At 65.0% G+C, this 18,224-nt stretch carries 18 protein-coding genes; 8 read left to right on the top strand and 10 right to left on the bottom strand.

The features are described from left to right. Positions 1-129: 129 nt before the first annotated feature. Complete coding sequence (locus tag CH281_RS07200; RefSeq protein WP_027496245.1) at positions 130-978, bottom strand: Bax inhibitor-1/YccA family protein; 849 nt, start codon at positions 976-978, stop codon at positions 130-132. Positions 979-1,175: 197 nt separating this feature from the next. Between CH281_RS07200 and CH281_RS07205 the strand changes: the two genes are divergently transcribed. Further along, positions 1,176-1,601 carry a hypothetical protein gene (locus CH281_RS07205; RefSeq protein WP_027496244.1) on the top strand — a complete coding sequence of 142 codons (426 nt, stop codon included), beginning with the start codon at positions 1,176-1,178 and terminating at the stop codon, positions 1,599-1,601. 24 nt (positions 1,602-1,625) lie between these two features. Here CH281_RS07205 and CH281_RS07210 read toward each other — a convergent pair whose 3' ends face one another. Further along, positions 1,626-2,744, bottom strand: a complete 1,119-nt coding sequence (locus CH281_RS07210) for a class I SAM-dependent methyltransferase (protein WP_094693586.1) — start codon at positions 2,742-2,744, stop codon at positions 1,626-1,628. A gap of 91 nt (positions 2,745-2,835) precedes the next feature. On the opposite strand from CH281_RS07210, the gene CH281_RS27240 reads away from it, so the two are divergent. Continuing rightward, positions 2,836-2,958 (top strand): hypothetical protein, encoded by a 123-nt coding sequence (locus tag CH281_RS27240; RefSeq protein WP_255032376.1) that lies wholly within the window; start codon positions 2,836-2,838, stop codon positions 2,956-2,958. A gap of 3 nt (positions 2,959-2,961) precedes the next feature. Here CH281_RS27240 and CH281_RS07215 read toward each other — a convergent pair whose 3' ends face one another. Together CH281_RS07215 and CH281_RS07220 are read right to left on the bottom strand one after the other, a co-directional pair. Next, positions 2,962-3,486 carry a peroxiredoxin gene (locus CH281_RS07215; protein WP_094693588.1) on the bottom strand — a complete coding sequence of 175 codons (525 nt, stop codon included), beginning with the start codon at positions 3,484-3,486 and terminating at the stop codon, positions 2,962-2,964. Between the two features lie 46 nt (positions 3,487-3,532). Continuing rightward, positions 3,533-4,099 carry an antibiotic biosynthesis monooxygenase gene (locus CH281_RS07220; protein ID WP_032366526.1) on the bottom strand — a complete coding sequence of 189 codons (567 nt, stop codon included), beginning with the start codon at positions 4,097-4,099 and terminating at the stop codon, positions 3,533-3,535. A gap of 172 nt (positions 4,100-4,271) precedes the next feature. On the opposite strand from CH281_RS07220, the gene CH281_RS07225 reads away from it, so the two are divergent. After that, on the top strand, positions 4,272-4,769 hold the full coding sequence (locus CH281_RS07225; RefSeq protein ID WP_027496240.1) for an Lrp/AsnC family transcriptional regulator: 498 nt from the start codon (positions 4,272-4,274) through the stop codon (positions 4,767-4,769). Continuing rightward, positions 4,766-5,908: an NAD(P)/FAD-dependent oxidoreductase gene (locus CH281_RS07230; protein WP_094693620.1), complete on the top strand. Its 1,143-nt coding sequence runs from the start codon at positions 4,766-4,768 to the stop codon at positions 5,906-5,908. The genes CH281_RS07225 and CH281_RS07230 overlap by 4 nt, the downstream gene beginning before the upstream one ends. A 67-nt stretch (positions 5,909-5,975) precedes the next feature. Here CH281_RS07230 and CH281_RS07235 read toward each other — a convergent pair whose 3' ends face one another. Beyond that, positions 5,976-6,623, bottom strand: a complete 648-nt coding sequence (locus CH281_RS07235) for a TetR/AcrR family transcriptional regulator (RefSeq protein WP_051365083.1) — start codon at positions 6,621-6,623, stop codon at positions 5,976-5,978. Between the two features lie 110 nt (positions 6,624-6,733). On the opposite strand from CH281_RS07235, the gene CH281_RS07240 reads away from it, so the two are divergent. After that, the gene (locus CH281_RS07240; protein WP_032371088.1) at positions 6,734-8,203 is read left to right on the top strand and encodes an MDR family MFS transporter; all 1,470 of its coding nucleotides are present in this window, start codon (positions 6,734-6,736) and stop codon (positions 8,201-8,203) included. A 32-nt stretch (positions 8,204-8,235) separates the two neighbouring features. Here the strand turns inward: CH281_RS07240 and CH281_RS07245 are convergent, their stop codons facing one another. Genes CH281_RS07245 through pdhA form a run of 3 tightly spaced genes read right to left on the bottom strand, consistent with a single transcriptional unit; the run spans position 8,236 to position 11,726 of the window. Then, positions 8,236-9,585 (bottom strand): dihydrolipoamide acetyltransferase family protein, encoded by a 1,350-nt coding sequence (locus CH281_RS07245; protein WP_094693590.1) that lies wholly within the window; start codon positions 9,583-9,585, stop codon positions 8,236-8,238. 57 nt (positions 9,586-9,642) lie between these two features. Next, positions 9,643-10,647, bottom strand: coding sequence for an alpha-ketoacid dehydrogenase subunit beta (locus CH281_RS07250; RefSeq protein WP_032371090.1), 1,005 nt, complete (start codon positions 10,645-10,647; stop codon positions 9,643-9,645). After that, the gene (gene pdhA, locus CH281_RS07255; RefSeq protein WP_094693592.1) at positions 10,644-11,726 is read right to left on the bottom strand and encodes a pyruvate dehydrogenase (acetyl-transferring) E1 component subunit alpha; all 1,083 of its coding nucleotides are present in this window, start codon (positions 11,724-11,726) and stop codon (positions 10,644-10,646) included. The genes CH281_RS07250 and pdhA overlap by 4 nt, the downstream gene beginning before the upstream one ends. A 134-nt stretch (positions 11,727-11,860) precedes the next feature. Here pdhA and CH281_RS07260 point away from each other — a divergent pair, with 134 nt between their 5' ends. Together CH281_RS07260 and CH281_RS07265 are read left to right on the top strand one after the other, a co-directional pair. Then, a complete protein-coding gene (locus CH281_RS07260; RefSeq protein WP_027496234.1) occupies positions 11,861-12,340 on the top strand; it encodes an Lrp/AsnC family transcriptional regulator in 480 nt (159 codons plus the stop codon). A 283-nt stretch (positions 12,341-12,623) separates the two neighbouring features. Further along, a complete protein-coding gene (locus CH281_RS07265) occupies positions 12,624-13,652 on the top strand; it encodes a Glu/Leu/Phe/Val family dehydrogenase (protein ID WP_094693622.1) in 1,029 nt (342 codons plus the stop codon). A gap of 109 nt (positions 13,653-13,761) precedes the next feature. Here CH281_RS07265 and CH281_RS07270 read toward each other — a convergent pair whose 3' ends face one another. Continuing rightward, positions 13,762-15,213: an NAD-dependent succinate-semialdehyde dehydrogenase gene (locus tag CH281_RS07270; RefSeq protein WP_094693594.1), complete on the bottom strand. Its 1,452-nt coding sequence runs from the start codon at positions 15,211-15,213 to the stop codon at positions 13,762-13,764. A 1-nt stretch (position 15,214) separates the two neighbouring features. Beyond that, positions 15,215-16,579 carry a 4-aminobutyrate--2-oxoglutarate transaminase gene (gene gabT / locus CH281_RS07275; RefSeq protein WP_032371094.1) on the bottom strand — a complete coding sequence of 455 codons (1,365 nt, stop codon included), beginning with the start codon at positions 16,577-16,579 and terminating at the stop codon, positions 15,215-15,217. Between the two features lie 129 nt (positions 16,580-16,708). Between gabT and CH281_RS07280 the strand changes: the two genes are divergently transcribed. After that, positions 16,709-18,205 (top strand): PucR family transcriptional regulator, encoded by a 1,497-nt coding sequence (locus CH281_RS07280; RefSeq protein ID WP_094693596.1) that lies wholly within the window; start codon positions 16,709-16,711, stop codon positions 18,203-18,205. Positions 18,206-18,224 lie beyond the last annotated feature (19 nt).

Below are 18,224 nucleotides of genomic sequence, written 5' to 3' on the forward strand. Positions count from 1 at the left end.
CACGCAAAACGCTCGGCTGGAAAACTCCAGCCGAGCGTTTACGTGATCTACTGACAGGCATCTGACCATCAGGTGTTGCGAGGACCCCTAGAATCCGCCAATCGGAGGGCGGGGCTTTTCGCGTGAGTACTAGTCGTTCTGGAAGTAGCTCAGCAGACGCAGGATTTCGACGTACAGCCAGACCAACGTGATGGTCAGGCCGAGCGCGACGCCCCAGGCTGCCTTCTCCGGAGCCTGTGCGCGGATCAGCTGATCGGCCTGGTCGAAGTCCAGCAGGAAGCTGAACGCCGCGATGCCGATGCAGACGAGGCTGAAGATGATGGCGATGGGTCCGCCGTCACGCAGCCCGAATCCACCGTCCATGAAGAAGCTGGCGACGAGGTTGCCGAGCATGAGCACGACGACACCGATGAGGGCACCGACGATCATGCGAGTCAGACGCGGCGTGACGCGAATAGCGCCGGTCTTGTAGACGATCAGCATGCCGAAGAACACGCCGAACGTGCCGAGGATGGCCTGGCCGATCAGTGCCGATCCGCCGACTCCGCCGAACGAGACGTCGGTGAACATCAGCGACAGCGCGCCGAGGAACACACCTTCCGCCGCGGCGTAGGCCAGCACGATTGCCTTGTTGTCCATCTTGCGACCGAACGTCGCGAACATGACCAAGCCGAAGCCGATGAGGCCGCCGCCGATCACGAAGGGGATGGCCAAGCCCGGATTACCCGAGACCAGGAAGTACGAGATGATCGCCGTGACGCTGAGCACACCGAGGGTGATGCCGGTCTTGGTGACCACGTCGTCGATCGTCATGGCCCGCTGAGCGGGCTGCGTGGTGTACGGGTCGGCCTGTGTTCCGGGATGCTGGCCGAACGTTGCGGCCTGCGAGGCTCCAGCCGTCGCAGATCCGAATGTGGCGTATCCGCCGCCCTGCTGCTTGGGCAGGTTGCGGAACACCGGGTTGCTGGAGGTGCGCACCGTGTCTCTTCCCTTCGTAAGTTCTGATCCCCACCGGGGATCTCCCCGTCGGTCATCAGTAGAACGTTCGACATCCGGACAAAAGTTCCCGTGACGAGAACCTCTACGTCGGACAAAACGGACTCTACCGGGTCGCCCCTCGACAGGCAGCCACGACCGCGTGTGTGACACCGAATCGAAACGGGCACTATGAGGAAATGGCAATCGAAGACGGACCCGACCAGACCTTGGACCAAAGCGAAAGCCTCGACTCCGACGAGGTGCGCAACGACGACGGCGACACCGTGGTCGATCCCCCGGACCACTGGAGCGAAGCCAACAGTTTCGGTACCACCGCCCGTGAAGCAGCCGAGGGCGAGAGCCTCGACCTCAAGCTCAGCGAAGAAGAACCCGACATCGCCGTCGAGGAGGATCTCGACCGCCCGATCACCGAGACCCCGGACGACGAACTGACCGAAGAACTGGTCGACCACGTCATCGAGGAGTCCGACGAGGATCCCGACATCGATTACGCGGAAGGCCAGCGTCAGGCCGAGATCGTCGAAGGGACTCTCGTCGAGGATCGTGGGCGCGACAGGGGCCAGATCGACGGCACCCCGGAAGACGGCGGCCCCGTCACCTGACGCTCTCGCATCTGGTCTTCACTGTCACTCGCTCGGGCGCACCGAGCGAGTGACGGTGAACTTGGTGTTGCGTCCCATCGGATCGGTGGGCCCGACGGCGTCGGCGAGAGCCCGACGATAGTTCAGGTGCGTATTGAACACCGTCCACAGCTGTCCGCCCGGCCGCAGCACGCGTCCGGCGGCCTCGAACAACTTGCCTGCCCCGCCTGTGTGTACCGCAGCGCCCTCGTGGAACGGCGGGTTGCAGACGATCAGATCGACCGACCGGGACTCGAACGTCGACATCGCGTCGTCGGCCACCACCGAGATCGTCGTCCCGTTCGCCTCGGCGGTGGCAGCGGCCGACGCGATGGCCGCGGCGGATCGGTCCGTCGCGATCACCTCGAGACCGGGCCTGGTTCGAGCCAATTCGGTCGCGAGGATTCCACTGCCGCACCCCAGATCGACGGCGTTGGTTGCGCGAGGTGCCATCTTCGGCACGAACCCCAGTAGGAATCTCGTCCCGATATCGAGGCCGGCCCCGGCGAAGACCGCGCCGTGAGCCACGACCGTCAGGCCGAGGTCATCGATTCGTTTGTCGACCGGATACGTCATCTCCGACGCCACTGCCCCGGTCGCGGTCAGTACCCGCGCCTTCTGCCGTCCCCGACCCGCCGTGACGGTCTCGAACGACCGCCCGAGGATGTCGTTCATCGCAGGAGTCATGTGTTTGTCTCGGCCGCCGGCCAGGACGACGACGTTCTGGAGAGCATGCGCCGCGATGTGCTCGGCGATCTCGGTGAGCTCGGCCAGACCTCGCGGCAACTGCATCAACACGGTGCCGACGCCGTCGAGCAGTTCCGCACTCAGCCTGTGGTGGGTGTACGTTCCGACCATCGACACACGCGCCGCGTTCAGCTCCAGAGCGCGTACGCCGGTAACAGCGTCCTGGTGCACTCGCACGTCGGTGAACCCCAGGGCCGCCGCACCCAGAGTCAGAGCGCCGTAGCGATCACCGATCACAGCAATCGGTGCCGTGCGGTCGACCCCCAGTTCGTCGACGGTATCGAGCAGCAGACGATCTGCCGCGTCGACCGCATGCAGATTGGGTGCCTCGGCATCGGGCTCACGCCGCAGAGCTTCGAACAACGTTTCATCGGACACCCGGGCAGTATTCCACCGAACGCGACCGGCCGAGCGCGGTCGTTCCGCGCGGCAAGTGGCTATTGCGACCGATGAGGTGCATGCTCGGGGAATGGAACACAAAGACAAGAACGAGGCGCTCTTCAGCCACCCCGACGACGCATCGACCGATGCCTCGGCCGAAGCGACCAAGCCCGCCGTCTACACGGCCCTCTTCAGCGGTGCCAACGACTGACGCTCACGACAGATACCGCAGGTACTCCAGCGCCTTGGTCGCGTGTACGTGACCGCGCTCGCTCTGCACCACCATCCGCACCGTTCGGTGCCGATCGATCACGAACGTCGTCCGCTTCACGGACAACAACTGCCGTAGGTAACTGCGACGAGCCACGTTCGAGTGGCCGCGCTCGAAATCCCGAAGTCGACGCCTACGGGCGAACCACCCGCCGCGCCGCACTCCGAACTGTTCGGCAACCGCACCGTCGGAATCCGAGAGCAACGGGAAGTCGAACGACCTCTGCAGAGCGAAATGTTGGTTCTTCTCTCGGGTATCGGTGCTGATCCCCACTCGCTGCGCACCGAACCTGCCGAACTCCGCTCCCAGATCCCGAAAATGGCACGCCTCGGCCGTGCAGATCGGACTGTTCGCAGCCGGATAGAAGAACAGGACCACCGGCCCCGACGCCGTGAGCTCGGTGAGCGCACGACGTTCACCGGAATGATCGGGCAGCTCGAAATCCGGGGCGGTCTGTCCGATTCGCATGACGCAGAGGGTACCGCTCGGCTCGCAACGAGCAGGGCCGTGGCCGTCAACCGCGCGGTACGAGCCACTTTCGCAGTCGTGCGGTGACGAACGGCATCACCACGTACACCATCAGCGGAGTGCACATCATCACTACGACCGCAGTCCGCAGGGCCACGTTCAGGTGGGTCAGATGTGGAGTGATCACGAGGTTCACCAACAGGCTGACGGCATAGAACGCAACACCGATGGACACGGCCTGCTTCCACCGCGGCGGCGGACCGCCCACGACGCGCACGGCGTCGGTCAGGTTCGACTGTGGCTCGAACCATCCCTCCACGCCGGAAAGCCGATGTGTCACAACGTCGTCCGCTATCGGTCGGCCACGGCCGAGCCAATCGCGCCTCGCCTCCGAACGCAACCACGCCTCGAGATGGTCGTGCGTCTCGAATCGATACACCACGTGATAGTCACTGGATTCGGCCGAGCTGCGCAGCCAGCCTCCGCCGAGAAAGCCCGGGAAGGTTCGCACCAGGTCGATGCCCCGGTCGGTCCATTCGACGAAGTCCGCCTCGTGTCCCTCGCGAACGCGTCGTGCGACCGAGGTCGTGACGTGCTCGAGCGTGTCGGTCATGGCCATGGGGTCCCCTCCTGCGCTGGTTCGTCGTCGGTGCGTTCTACACAGACTGTGTCGAAATGGACCGAGTATCAAATCAGGAACCGGATTGCAGACCGATGGCATACTGAAGCTCGCTGTGTGACTATTCGTCCACGAGCTTCCATCGCGATCGGTCTGGAGTGGACGTATGGCACCGAGCGAGACCGAATACGAACTCGACGACGTCGACCGACGGATCGTCACCGAACTGAGCCGAGACGGGCGCATGTCCATGAGGGCCCTCGCCGAGGCCACCCACATTTCCCGCGCACATGCCTACGTTCGCGTCGACCGCCTTGTCGACGAAGGTGTGATCGAGGGTTTCACCGCCCGTATCGCGTACGAGAAAGCCGGATTCGGCGCATCCGCGTATGTCGCACTGTCGATTCGGCAGGATTCCTGGCGGGCTGTCGCCGACGACCTCAGCACGTTCCCCTTCGTCGAACACGTCAGCCTGATGGGCGGCGACTTCGACGCCTTGGTCCTCGTGCGCGCACCGGACAACTCGGCATTGCGACACCTGGTACTCGACAAGTTGCAAGGGCTGGACGGGATACTCTCGACGCGGACGTGGCTGATCTTCGACGAAGCAGTCGGCCCCGGAGCGCAGTGGTTCACGCCGAAGCCGAACAGGAGACATCCATGAGCGCCACCGAACAGCCCGCCCTCTCGGACGTCGTTGTCATCGGCGGCGGCATCGGCGGTGTCTCACTCGCATACGAACTCGCCGGCGACCGCCGTGTCACGCTGCTCGAGCGTGAGTCCACGTTGGCGTTCCACACCACCGGTCGATCCGCGGCTCTGTTTCTGGAGACGTACGGCAACAGCACGATTCGCGCCTTGACGACCGCCGGCCGAGACTTTCTGGTGAACCCACCCGACTGCTTCCGGTCGGATTTGCTCACTCCGCGTCCGCTGTTGCAATTCGCGGCCACGGGACGCGGCGATGCCCTCGAAGCGATGTACACCGACGTCAGTCGCCTCACTCCCGACGCGCAGCTGGTCTCCCCCACCGACGCATGCACATTCTTCCCACCGCTCCGGCCCGAGCTGATCGATTGCGCTCTGTACGAACCGCATTCGATGGAGGTCGACGTCCATGCTCTGCATCAGGGATTCGTCGGAGGGCTGCGACAGCGGGGCGGTCGGATCCACACCAAGGCCTCGGTGACCGAGCTCGAGCGCGTGAACGGTCTGTGGCACGTACACACCTCGGACGGGACGACTCACCGGGCTCCACTGGTCGTGAACGCTGCAGGGGCCTGGGCGGATGTCGTCGGTGCGATGGCCGGGGCCCGCCACATCGGCTTGGTTCCCAAGCGCAGGTCGGTCTTCATGGTCGCCGCACCCGACGATCTGGACACAAAGAATCTGGCGACACTGAGCGACATCGACGAGAAGTTCTACATCAAACCCGAAGGCGCACAACTGTTGTGTTCGCCGGCCGACGAGACGGCGGTCGAACCGAGCGATGCCCGTCCGGACGAGCTGGAGATCGCGCGGGCGTTCGACGACATCGCCGAGGTGACTACCCTGACTGCGCGACACGTTCGTTCGTCCTGGGCCGGACTGCGCAGCTTCGTTCCCGATCGCACCCCGGTGGTCGGGTTCGACCCCGAGCTCGAGGGCTTCTTCTGGTGCGCCGGGCAGGGCGGCTACGGAATCCAGACGTGCGCGGCGCTGGCCCGGGTGGGCGCGGCTGTCGTTCGCGGAGAACCGGTTCCGGCAGATGTGGCCGAGCGCGGCCTTCTCGAAGCGGATCTGTCACCCCGCCGCCTCGGCTAGAGGCGCTGCGCGCCATGTGCGCGGAAACTCGACCTGGGCTACGAAGTTCCACTCACGACGTGAGACCTCAGCCGGCGACGACGCGTCGCAGATCGCGCACTGTCGTCCGATAGATGTCCAGCAGGTCGGCATCCTGCCCGCCGTCGATCCGTACCGCCCAGTCGTCGAAGGCGATGCGCAGGGCCATACCGGCACCTTCGACCAACAGTCGTGCATACGAACGTGATTCGTGGTCGCCGAGGCGCTCGGTCACCGCATCGGTGACGCGGCACAGTGTCATCGCGTCGGCCGCGAAGGCTGCGGCCCGCAGATGCGCGTCGATACCGATCAGTCGCCGAGTGCGGAGGAGTCGGTCGCGCTCCTCCTCGGGCGCTGTCGACAGTCGCTCGACGGACTGCTCGTACAACGCTTCGATTCCAGGCAGCGTGATGTGCTCGGGCGCGGTAGCGGCGAGCCACTGGTCGAAGTCGACCTCGAAATCAGGGTCGATGCCGAGAACGGACTCCTCCTTCGAGGCGAAGCTGCGAAAGAACGTACTGGGCGACACCCCCGCTCGGCGCGCGATCTCGTCCACCGTGGTCGCGGCGCAGCCCTGCTTCTCGAACAGCTCGAGTGCGGCGCGAGTGATCTCGAGCCGAGTGTCTCGGCGACGTCGCTCTCGCAGGTCCGGCACTCGTTCGCTCATCCTCGTCCATCCGTCGACTGCGGTCGTCATTCGCTGTCAACTTACCAGCAATCGTCAAGTTGACAGTCACTGTCATAATGATTGAAGCTATCTGCATACGATTGCACGCTTCGATCCCATACGCGAAAGTTTGTCGACACATGAGTTCACCCGAGACCGACCGCACCCCCGACGAGCAACTCGCGCCGGGCAGCAAGCTATTGATCGGCATATTGGTCATCGCGGCCTTCGTCATGATCCTCAACGAGACGATCATGAGCGTGGCGCTCCCGACGCTGATGGTCGACCTCGAGATCACGGCAACGACGGCCCAGTGGCTCACCACCGGATTCCTACTGACCATGGCGGTGGTCATTCCCGTCACCGGCTACCTGTTCCAACGCTTCACGCTGCGTCAGGTGTTCGTGACAGCGATGACCCTGTTCACCGTCGGCACCCTGCTTGCGGCCTCGGCACCCGGTTTCGAGCTGCTTCTGCTCGGCCGCATCACGCAGGCCAGCGGGACGGCGATCATGCTGCCGCTGCTCATGACCACAGTGCTCACCGTCGTCCCGGCCCACAAGCGCGGCGCGATGATGGGTGTGATCTCCATCGTCATCGCCGTCGCACCGGCTGTCGGCCCCACCATCTCCGGAGTCATTCTCGACTCGCTGAATTGGCGTTGGATGTTCTGGCTGGTGCTTCCCATCGCGCTCGTCGCGTTCGGCATCGGAACCACACTGGTGAAGAACGTGACCGAGACGGGGCGGCCCTCGTTCGATCCCACGTCGGTCGTGTTGTCCGCCTTGGCGTTCGGCGGCATCGTCTACGGCCTGAGCAGCCTCGGTCATTCTGCCGAGGAGTCCGTCGTACCGGTCTGGTTGCCGTTGGTGGTGGGAGTGATCGCACTCGTCGTCTTCGTGCTGCGGCAGATCGCCCGCCAGGAACGCGGCGGCGCGCTGCTGGACATGCGTCCGTTCCGCACCCCCACCTTCAGCATCGGACTCGGCATGATCGCGATCTCGATGATGGCCCTGTTCGGTGCCCTGATCCTCCTGCCGATGTATCTGCAGAACGTGCGCGGACTCGACACCCTTGCAACCGGCCTGATGCTTCTGCCCGGCGGATTGCTGATGGGTCTGCTCGCACCCTTCGTCGGCCGCATCTTCGACCGAATCGGGCCGCGCCCGTTGGTCATTCCCGGAGCCATGGTGGTGAGCGCCGCGTTGTGGTCGATGACGGTGCTGGACGCACAGTCGGCACTACCGCTGGTCGTCGGTATCCACATGCTGCTCTCGGCGGGGCTCGCGCTCATCATGACTCCGCTGATGACCTCCTCGCTCGGATCCCTTCCCACCCGCCTGTACTCGCACGGCAGCGCAATCTTCAACACCGTGCAGCAGCTGGCCGGAGCCGCAGGAACCGCGTTGTTCGTCACCGTCATGTCGAACACCGCAGCGGCCCGAATCTCCGACGGGGCAACGCAGGTGGGTGGTTCCGAGGCAGGCATCCACACCGCATTCCTATGCGGTGGGGCGGTGTCACTGGTCGCGGTGGCTGCGTCGTTCTTCATTCGAGCACAGGCAAGCAGCGATCGGGACGAGGCCGTGTCGGCGCAACCGGTGCACTGAACCCCGGCGGCATTCACACCGCGCCGCCGCGGTCAGCCGAGCGCGATCAGATCGATCGGGTGAGTCAGCAGACGACCGACGAGGGCGAGGAATTCCGACCCTTGTTGGCCGTCGACCAGTCGATGATCGAACGAGAGCGACAGTGTCGTCACCGACCGTAACGCGATCTCGCCGTTGTGTTCCCATGGCGTGCGACGGATGGACCCGAAGCACAGGATGGCCGCCTCGCCCGGGTTGAGGATCGGCGTGCCTGCGTCGACTCCGAACACCCCCACGTTGGTGATGGTGATGGTGCCGTCGGCCAGATCGGCCGGACTGCTCTTGCCCTCCTTCGCGATACGCGTCAGGTCGGCCAGGGCACGCGCGATGTCCACCAGAGAGAGCTCGTGTGCGTTCTTGATGTTGGGCACCATCAATCCGCGGGGTGTCGCCGCCGCGATGCCGAGGTTGACGTAGTACTTGGTCACGATCTCCTGCGCAACCTCGTCCCAGCTCGAGTTCAGCGACGGATTCGATTTCAGCGCGACGAGAACGGCTTTGGACACCAGAGCCAACGGTGTCAGACGCACGTCCCGGAAGTGTGTGAAGGACCGCAGCGACTCGAGGAGTTCGAGCGTCTCGGTCACGTCGACGGTCACGAATTCGGTGACGTGAGGTGCAGTGAACGCACTTCGCACCATGGCCTCGGCGGTGTGCTTGCGTACACCCTTGATCGGAGTGCGCTCCTCTCGACCGGTCCGCCCGGATCCCGACTGCTGCGCCTCGGTCTCGAGCTGCACGTCGGTGTCAGTCTGCACATCGGTGTCACTCCGCACATCCGACCCGCTCTGCAGGTACGACTCCACGTCCTGACGGGTGACGTCGCCGTGGCGTCCACTCGCGGGCAGCTCGTTCAGATCGATGCCGTTGTCCTTGGCCATCTTTCGTACCGGTGGGGCCGCAAGCGGCTTTCCATTCTGCTCGTTCGGCGCGGACGCCGCGGGTGTGTCGACGCGGCCACCGCGTCGGCTCGAGCCTTCCTTCGCGACGCCGTAACCCACGAGGACCGGGACGCGCTCGTCCTCGTCCTCCCCGGACGACGTGGTCTGAATCGGGGAAACGGACTGCTCTGGATCGGTAGCGACCGGTTCGTCGTCACCGCCGACTCTGATGTCGATGATCGGCACTCCGACCTCCACCGTGTCGCCCTCGGAAACATGCAGGGCAGCAACGATACCGGCGAACGGAGAAGGCAATTCCACCGCAGCCTTGGCCGTCTCGACCTCGGCGATGTTCTGGTTGAGTTCGATGGTGTCACCGACCGCGACGAGCCAGGTCAACAGGTCGGCCTCGGTGAGGCCCTCCCCCAGGTCGGGCAGCGGAAAACTCTTGATGGTGGACATCGTCGAATCCTGTTCGGTCGGTATCGGCGGAGGATGTGATCGGGGCGAAACGGCAGCTCAGTGGGAACGGCAGCGGTCCACTGCGTCGAGGATCCGGTCGACGTCGGGAAGATAGAACTTCTCGAGCTTCGACGCCGGGTACGGCGTTCCGAATCCACCGACCCGCAGCACCGGCGCTTCGAGGTTGTAGAAGCACCGCTCGGAGATGCGAGCGGCTATCTCCGAGCCGAGGCCCATGAAGACCGGTGCCTCGTGTGTGACGACGAGCCGTCCGGTCTTACGCACCGACGCTTCGACGGTCTCGAAGTCGATCGGCGACAGCGACCGCAGATCGATGACCTCGATCGAGATACCCTCGTGTGCAGCAACTTCGGCTGCCTTACGGGCAGTGGACACCAACGGTCCGTAGGCCACCAGTGTGATGTCGGTGCCCTCGGTGACCACCCGCGCCCGATGCAGCGGGAAGGCGGTGTCGAGATCGTCGACACCGAGGTCGATCGGACTCTTCTCCCAGTATCGACGTTTGGGTTCGAAGAACAGCACGGGATCGTCGCTGGCAATGGCCTGCTGGATCATCGAGTAGCCGTCGGCGGCGTTGCTGCAGGTCACCACGCGCAGTCCGGCGGTCTGGGCGAAGTAGCCCTCCGGCGATTCCGAATGATGTTCCACTGCACCGATTCCGCCGCCGTAGGGCACCCGGATGGTCATCGGGATCTTGACATTTCCGCTCGTGCGATAGTGCAGCTTGGCCACCTGCGACACGATCTGATCGAACGCCGGGTAGATGAAGCCGTCGAACTGGATCTCGCACACGGGACGGAATCCGCGCATCGCCAGGCCCACAGCGGTACCGATGATGCCCGATTCGGCCAGCGGCATGTCCAGTACTCGGCCGGGCCCGAAGTCCTTCTGCAGGCCGTCGGTGATGCGGAAGACGCCACCGAGCTTGCCGATGTCCTCGCCCATCAGCAACACCTTGGGGTCGTTTTCCATAGCGCGACGCAGGCCGGCATTGATGGCTTTGCCGAGCGGCAGGCTGGTGGGCCGTTCCAGGGTGGTCATGACGTGACTCCTTCGAATCCAGCTTGGTAGGAGGCGAATTGGGCCCGCTCGTCGTCGAGCAGAGAGTGTGGGTCGGCGTAGACGTTGTCGAACACCGTCATCGCCGCGGGTTCGACGGTCTCGACGCATCCACGTCGCAGATCGGCGGCGACGTCGTCCGCCGTCCGCTGGACCGATGCCACGAACTCGTCGTCGAACACGCCGATTCGTCTGAGCAGCTTCTCGATTCGGTCGATCGGATCCTTGGCACGCCACTCGTCGTCCATGGCCCCGGATCGATACCTCGTCGGGTCGTCGGACGTGGTGTGCGGCCCCATGCGGTAGGTGACGGCTTCGATGAGCGTCGGGCCGCTGCCCTCACGGGCGCGGGCCAGCGCTGCTCTGGTCACGGCCAGCACCGCGAGGACGTCGTTTCCGTCGACCCGTACCGATGGGATGCCGAATCCCTCACCGCGTGCCGCGATCGTGGACTTGGTCTGCACGGTGACCGGTTCGGAGATCGCCCACTGGTTGTTCTGGCAGAAGAACACCACCGGTGCATGGAAACTGGCCGCGAACCCGAGAGCCTCCGAGATATCGCCCTGGCTGGTCGCTCCGTCTCCGAAGTAGGTGATGGCCGCGCCGTCGGCACCCTCGAGCTGCATGCCGATCGCGTATCCGGTCGCGTGCAGACCCTGCGAACCGACGATGATCGCCGGCGTCGTCATTCGATATTCGTACGGGTCCCATCCCGATAGGGTCGATCCCCGCCAGAAACGGAGCATCCGAGTGGGATCGACTCCGCGGCAGTAAGCCACCCCGTGCTCGCGGTAGCTGGCGAACACGAAGTCCTCGGAGTCGAGTGCGCGGGCCGAGCCGACCTGCGCCGCTTCCTGTCCGAGCAACGGAGCCCACAGCCCCAACTCGCCTTGCCGCTGCAGCGCGGTGGCCTCGGCGTCGATGCGCCGGACGACCACGAGATCGCGATAGATCTCCTTCATCGCAGCCGTGTCGATGTCCGCGACCAGAGGTGAATACGTCTCGTTGCGGACCACCGTTCCGGATTCCTTGATCAGCTGTATCAGCGAGGTGGTGTTCATGTCCGTGGCACTCTCCGTCGTGATGTGATGTCCTTCACAAGGACACCACCGACGCCCAGCGTGCACAAGTGATGACTTCAGAATTACGCAGTGTGCACAATATCGGGTAACGACCGAGCTACAGGAAGTGCGCAATGACCGATCTCGACAAGACCGACGCCCGACTCCTCCTCGCCCTCTGCGCCAAGCCTCGAGCCACCGGCGTCGAACTCGCCACCACGTTGGGCCTGTCCCGCAACACCGTCCAGGCACGCCTCGGGCGGTGGGACGACAAGGGGTCTCTCACCCCCATCGATCACCGCATTCCGCCGAAGTCGCTAGGACGTCCGTTGCAAGCCTTCGTGACCGCTCAGGTCAATCAGCACACGTTGGCAGCGGTCACCGAACACCTCCGCACGATCCCCGAGGTACTCGAGGTGTTCGGCCTGTCCGGCGCCGCGGACATGCACATCCGCATTGCGGCGGTCGACGCCGACGACCTGTACCGCATAGCAGGCCTGATCCTCGACATTCCTGGCGTCGAGCGGACCAACATGTCGATTGCCATGTCCGAGCTGATTCAGTACCGAACCAAGCCGTTGCTCGAACAGCTCGCCGACGACGGCCGCCGCTGAGCACCCCGACCATCCCCGTCGGGCCGATACCGACCGCATCACGCAATCTGCACGGTCCGAGCGATGCCGGTTGACCGGTCTGCGTCGTGCACGACACCCTGTGACGGACAAGACATCCGGGTAGCCGCTGCATCTGCTCCCATCCCCTGACCGAAAGAGACCGACTGTGTCCGTCGTTGCCGACCACTCTGCCGTCACACCCACTCGACATCGCTCTTCTGTTGCCCAGACCGCGAATTCGGCTTCGGCACCGGCCGCACCCGGTGTCTTCGACCGGCCCGACATGCCATCCGACTCCGCGCACGAGCGCGTGGTGTTCTGCCACGATCGAGACACCGGTCTGCGCGCGATCATCGCGATTCACTCGACCGTGCTGGGACCGGCACTCGGCGGAACTCGCTTCTACCCCTACGCAAGCGAGCAGGACGCCGTGACCGATGTATTGAGACTCTCCCGCGGGATGACCTACAAGGCGGCTGTCGCAGGGGTGAATCTGGGCGGCGGGAAGGCAGTCATCATCGGCGACCCGACCGTCATCAAGACCCCGACATTGCTCGAGGCCTACGGCCGGTTCGTCGAATCGCTCGGCGGCACGTACGTCACGGCAGGCGACGTCGGCACCAACAGCGACGACCTCGATATCGTCGCCGAAGAAACGGCCTACGTCGTCGGTAAGAACACCACCGCGGGCGGCACCGGCGACAGCGGTCCACAGACGGCCCTGGGGGTCTATCTCTCCCTGCTGGCAGCAGCCGAATCGACCTGGGGCTCCGACGATCTGACCGGCAGACGAGTAGGTGTCGAAGGCGCAGGCAAGGTGGGTTACAACCTGGTGGCACTCCTGCGCGGAGCGGGTGCCGACGTGCTCGTGAGCGACTCCTACGAACCCGCCCTCGAACGGATCGCCCAGGACTTCCCCGGCGTCACGATCGGAACCGACATCATCGGAGCCGACATCGATGTGTACGCCCCGTGCGCCATGGGAGCAACGCTCGACGCGTCCTCGGTGAACCGACTGTCGGCGTCCATCGTGTGCGGTGCCGCGAACAATCAACTACTCACGCCCGACGTCGAATCGCTGCTGGCCGCCCGAGGCATCGTCTGGGTACCGGACTACGTGGCCAACGCCGGCGGCTTGATTCAGGTGGAAGGTGAACTGCGCGGACGAAATTCGGCCGAGGTGATGGCAACGATCGGACAGATCCGTACTACCGTCGCCGGCATATTCGCCATGGCACGCAGCGAAGGGATCCTGCTCGGAGCAGCCGCGGACCGACTGGCCGAGAAGCGAATTGCGGCCGCCCGAGAATAGGGACCGCACGCCCGGTGCGCTCCACCCGGCAGCGCATGCACCGCGCTAGGCTCAGGAGTGGAGCGCACCGCTGCGATCTACTGCACCGCCGATCTACTGCACCGTCGATCTACTGCAGCGCGATGTACTTGGTCTCGAGGTATTCCTCGATCCCTTCCGAGCCGCCCTCTCGTCCGAAGCCCGACTCCTTCACACCGCCGAAGGGGGCCGCGGCGTCGGAGATGGCACCCCGGTTGACCCCCACCATGCCGGTGTCGAGAGCAGCCGAGACCCGCAGAGCCCGATCGAGGCTCTCGGTGTAGAAATAGGCCACCAATCCGTACCGGGTGTCGTTGGCCGCGGCGACGGCCTCGTCCTCGGTCTCGAATCCGACGATGGCGGCAACCGGCCCGAAGATCTCGTCGCGCAACAGGTTTGCGTCGGCCGGGATGCGGTCGAGCACAGTGGGTGTGAAGAAGAACCCGGGACCGTCGGGCACCGATCCGCCGGTGCGGATGCGGGCGCCCTTGGCAACGGCATCGTCGACGAGTGCCGACACCGTCCGTCGCTGCTTGTCGTTGATGAGTGGTCCGATGTCGGTACCGTCGCGATCACCGGGGCCGACCGTCAGTGCTGCGATTCTCGCGGTCAGCTTCTCGGTGAATTCCTCGCGAACGGGCTCGGCCACGTACAGACGGTTTGCTGCAGTGCACGCCTCGCCGCCGTTGCGCATCTTGGCCAGCATCGCTCCGTCGACGGCGGCATCGATGTTCGCGTCTTCGAAGACGATGAACGGCGCATTGCCGCCGAGCTCCATCGATGTCCGGAGCAGTCGGTCGGCTGCATTGCGCACCAACAGCTTTCCCACTCCGGTCGATCCGGTGAAGGTGACCTTCCTCAGTCTGGGGTCGTCCATCAGCGGACCGGTGACGGATGCAGCGTCCGAGGCCGGGAGCACCGACAGCACACCGCTGGGCAATCCGGCGTCGGCGAACACCTGACCGAGCAGGAGCATCGTCAGTGGGGTGTCCTCGGCCGGCTTGACGATGACGGTGCAACCCGCTGCGAGCGCGGGACCGATCTTGCGAGTTCCCATGGCCAGCGGGAAGTTCCACGGAGTGATCGCGAGTACCGGGCCGACCGGCATCTTGGTGACCAGGATTCGGCCGTTACCGGCGGGCGCAGGGGTGTACCGGCCGCCGATCCGGACCGCTTCCTCGCTGAACCAGCGCAGGAATTCACCGCCGTAGTTGACTTCACCGCGACTTTCCGCCAACGACTTTCCCATTTCCAGGGTCATCAGCAGAGCGAAATCGGCTGCACGTTCCTGCAACAGGACGAAGGCGCGCCGCAGAATTTCGGCTCGCTCCCGTGCAGGCGTTGCCGCCCACTCCGGTTGCGCCGCGGCAGCGAGATCGAGGGCCGCGATGCCGTCGGCCGCGCCTGCGTCGGCGACGGTGGTCAGTTCCTCACCGGTGGCGGGATTCAGGACGGCGAATCGCGCGCCCGACTGCGCGGGGGTCTGCTTTCCACCGAGCCACAGGTCGGTGGGCAGCGAGGACAACAGCTGCTCGATGGCCATGTCAGAGTCCCTTCGAAGCGTCGCGCAGTGCGTTCTCGAGCACCGTGAGTGCGTCGTCGAGCAACTCGTCGGAGATCACCAGCGGCGGAAGCAGGCGGATGACGTTGCCGTAGGTTCCGCACGTCAACACGATCACGCCTGCCGCGAGTGCCGCAGCGGCAACGGCTTTGGTGGCCTCGGGGTTCGGCTCACGTCCACCCGGCACGACGAGCTCGACGGCAAGCATGGCCCCACGGCCTCGAACCTCACCCATGATCCCCACCTCCGGCATCAACGCCGTGAGCCGATCGACGACGATGCGTTCGATGTCGCGAGCGCGGGCGTTGAGGTCGAGGGTCTCCATCTGTTCGATCGATGCCAGCGCAGCGGCGCATGCGACGGGATTGCCTCCGTAGGTGCCGCCGAGCCCACCGGGATGCACGGCGTCGATCAGATCTGCCCGGCCCGTCACCGCGGCCAGTGGCATACCGCCCGCGATGCCCTTGGCCATGGTGATCAGGTCCGGCACGATGCCCTCGTGCTCGCTGGCGAACCAGGCACCGGTGCGAGTGAATCCGGACTGCACCTCGTCGGCGATGAACACGACATCGTGCTTGCGCGCCCACTCGGTCAGCGCAGGCAGGAAGCCGTCCGCCGGCACGACGAAGCCGCCCTCACCCTGGATCGGCTCGATCAGGATGGCCGCGAGATTGTCTGCGCCGACCTGCTTTTCGATCATGGAGATCGCACGGGCGGCGGCCTGTGCACCGGTGACGGCCGATCCGTCGGCACCGAGTCCTTCACGGAACGGGTACGACATCGGAACTCGATAGACCTCGGGAGCGAACGGGCCGAATCCACTCTTGTACGGCATCGACTTCGAGGTCAGAGCCATCGTCAGGTTCGTGCGGCCGTGATACGCGTGGTCGAACACGACCACGGCCGAGCGGCCGGTGGCGTGCCGGGCGATCTTGACTGCGTTCTCGACGGCCTCGGCACCACTGTTGAACAGGACGGTGCGCTTGTCGTGATCTCCCGGCGTGAGTTCGGCCAACTTCTCGGCGACCGCGATGTATCCCTCGTAGGGCGCGATCATGAAGCAGGTGTGCGTGAAGTGAGCGACCTGATCCTGCACGGCGGCAACGACAGCCGGATTCGACGCACCGACGGTCGTCACGGCGATACCGGCACCGAGGTCGATCAACGAATTGCCGTCGACGTCGACCACGACGCCGCCGTCCGCGTCGGCCACGTACACCGGCAGCGTCGATGCGACGCCTGCACCGACGACGGCCTTGCGGCGCTCGGCCAGAGCCGACGATTTCGGGCCGGGGAACGCGGTGACGATCCTGCGCTCCTGCGGAAGTCGGTATTCGATCGAAGCCATGGTCGCACCTTTCGGGTTGGTCTCTGTGCAGCAAGTATGCGACCGCGAGGGTCGACCGGAGACTGCCGATACGTACATTCAGGTGCAGAAGCACACGCCATTTCGTCAGGCACGATTACAGTGCGACAGGTGAGTGTGCAGATTTCCTGGTTGTTGAGACAACGCGACCTCCGGCTGAGTCATCGCGGCGGGCCCGAACGCAGCGGTGCCGCCATCACCTTCGCGCAGGCGACCGAGCTCACCGATCCGAGTCCGTGGTTGTCCGGCGGCGAGCTGATCCTCACGACAGGTCTCGGCTTCGACTCCGGCGGTCCCGCACTCGCGCAGTACGTCCGCACCCTTCGAACGGCAGGGGTTGCCTGCCTCGGATTCGGAACCGGTCTCTCGCACAGCGTGATTCCACGAGAACTTCTCGACGCGGCAGACGAGGTCGGGCTACCCGTCGTCGAGGTTCCCTACGACACTCCTTTCGCCGCGGTCATTCGGGCGGTCACCACACGCATCGCCGAGCAGGAGTACGAGGAAGTCCTGCGGGCGGCGTCGGTGCAGAGCCGCATCACCCGCGCCGCACTGCACGGCGGCGTCGACGCGATCGTGCGCGAATTGGCGGTCGCCACGTCCACCTCCGTCGCGCTCATCGGACATCGCACCGAGTCATTTCATCCGGTCGACGCGGCGGATCTGATCGCGCAGGCCCGCGAGATCGCCGCCAGTATCCGTCCGTCGTCGTCACCCGCGACGGTATCGGTGAGCGAGCCGGGCCGCACCGTGAGCCTGCACTCGGTACCGATCACCGCCAGTGCGCCGAGCTTCCTCGCGATTCGCACGAAGGGGCCCGTGACGGGAGTCGAGCAGATATTGCTCGGGCATGCGGTGTCGCTGATAACCCTCGAACTGGAAAAGCCTGCGCGGCTGCGCGCGGAGCAGACGGCCCTCAACTCGCGTGCGCTCGGACTTCTCCTCGACGGGCATCTCCTGTCCCCCGGTGACACGCAGGCACCGAGCTATCTCGCCGATGCGGCCGACGACGACTCACGCATCACCGTGGTGGTTCTCCGCGGCGCGACGGGGCGGACGGGTTCCATCGCCGATGCCGTCGATGCTCAGTTCCGCGCCCACGCACGGCCGACGTTCGTCAGGTCCACCGACGACGGCGCCGAGATGCTGCTACCCGGCGGCGACGCGAATTTCGTTGCGCGGCTGATGAATTCTCTTCCCCGTTCGGTGTGTGCGGGGGTCGGCACCGACATGCACATCACCGAGGCCCCCACCGCGCTGAGACAAGCGCGGCTCGCGTGCGCGGCGGCCGGTCCCGGTGATCGGGTCGTCCATTTCACCGGGTCGATGCTGCTGGCGTCGGAACCGGTTCGGGAGTCGTTGCGTGCCATGGCTGCCGTCACCATCGCCGTCCTGGCCGAGTACGACCGCACTCACACCGCGGATCTGGTGGGTTCGCTTCGGGCGTTCCTGGAGGCCAACGGGCACTGGGAAACCGCCGCTGCCCACCTGTCGGTGCATCGTCACACCTTGCGCAACCGCATCACACGATGCGAGGAATTGCTGGGGGTGGATCTGACGTCGGCGCGGGTGCGTGCGGAATTGTTGCTCTCCCTACTCGCGGCATGAGAGCGCCCCTCTGTGTCAG

Source organism: Rhodococcus sp. 06-221-2 (genome assembly GCF_002258365.1).
Lineage (GTDB): Bacteria > Actinomycetota > Actinomycetes > Mycobacteriales > Mycobacteriaceae > Rhodococcoides > Rhodococcoides fascians.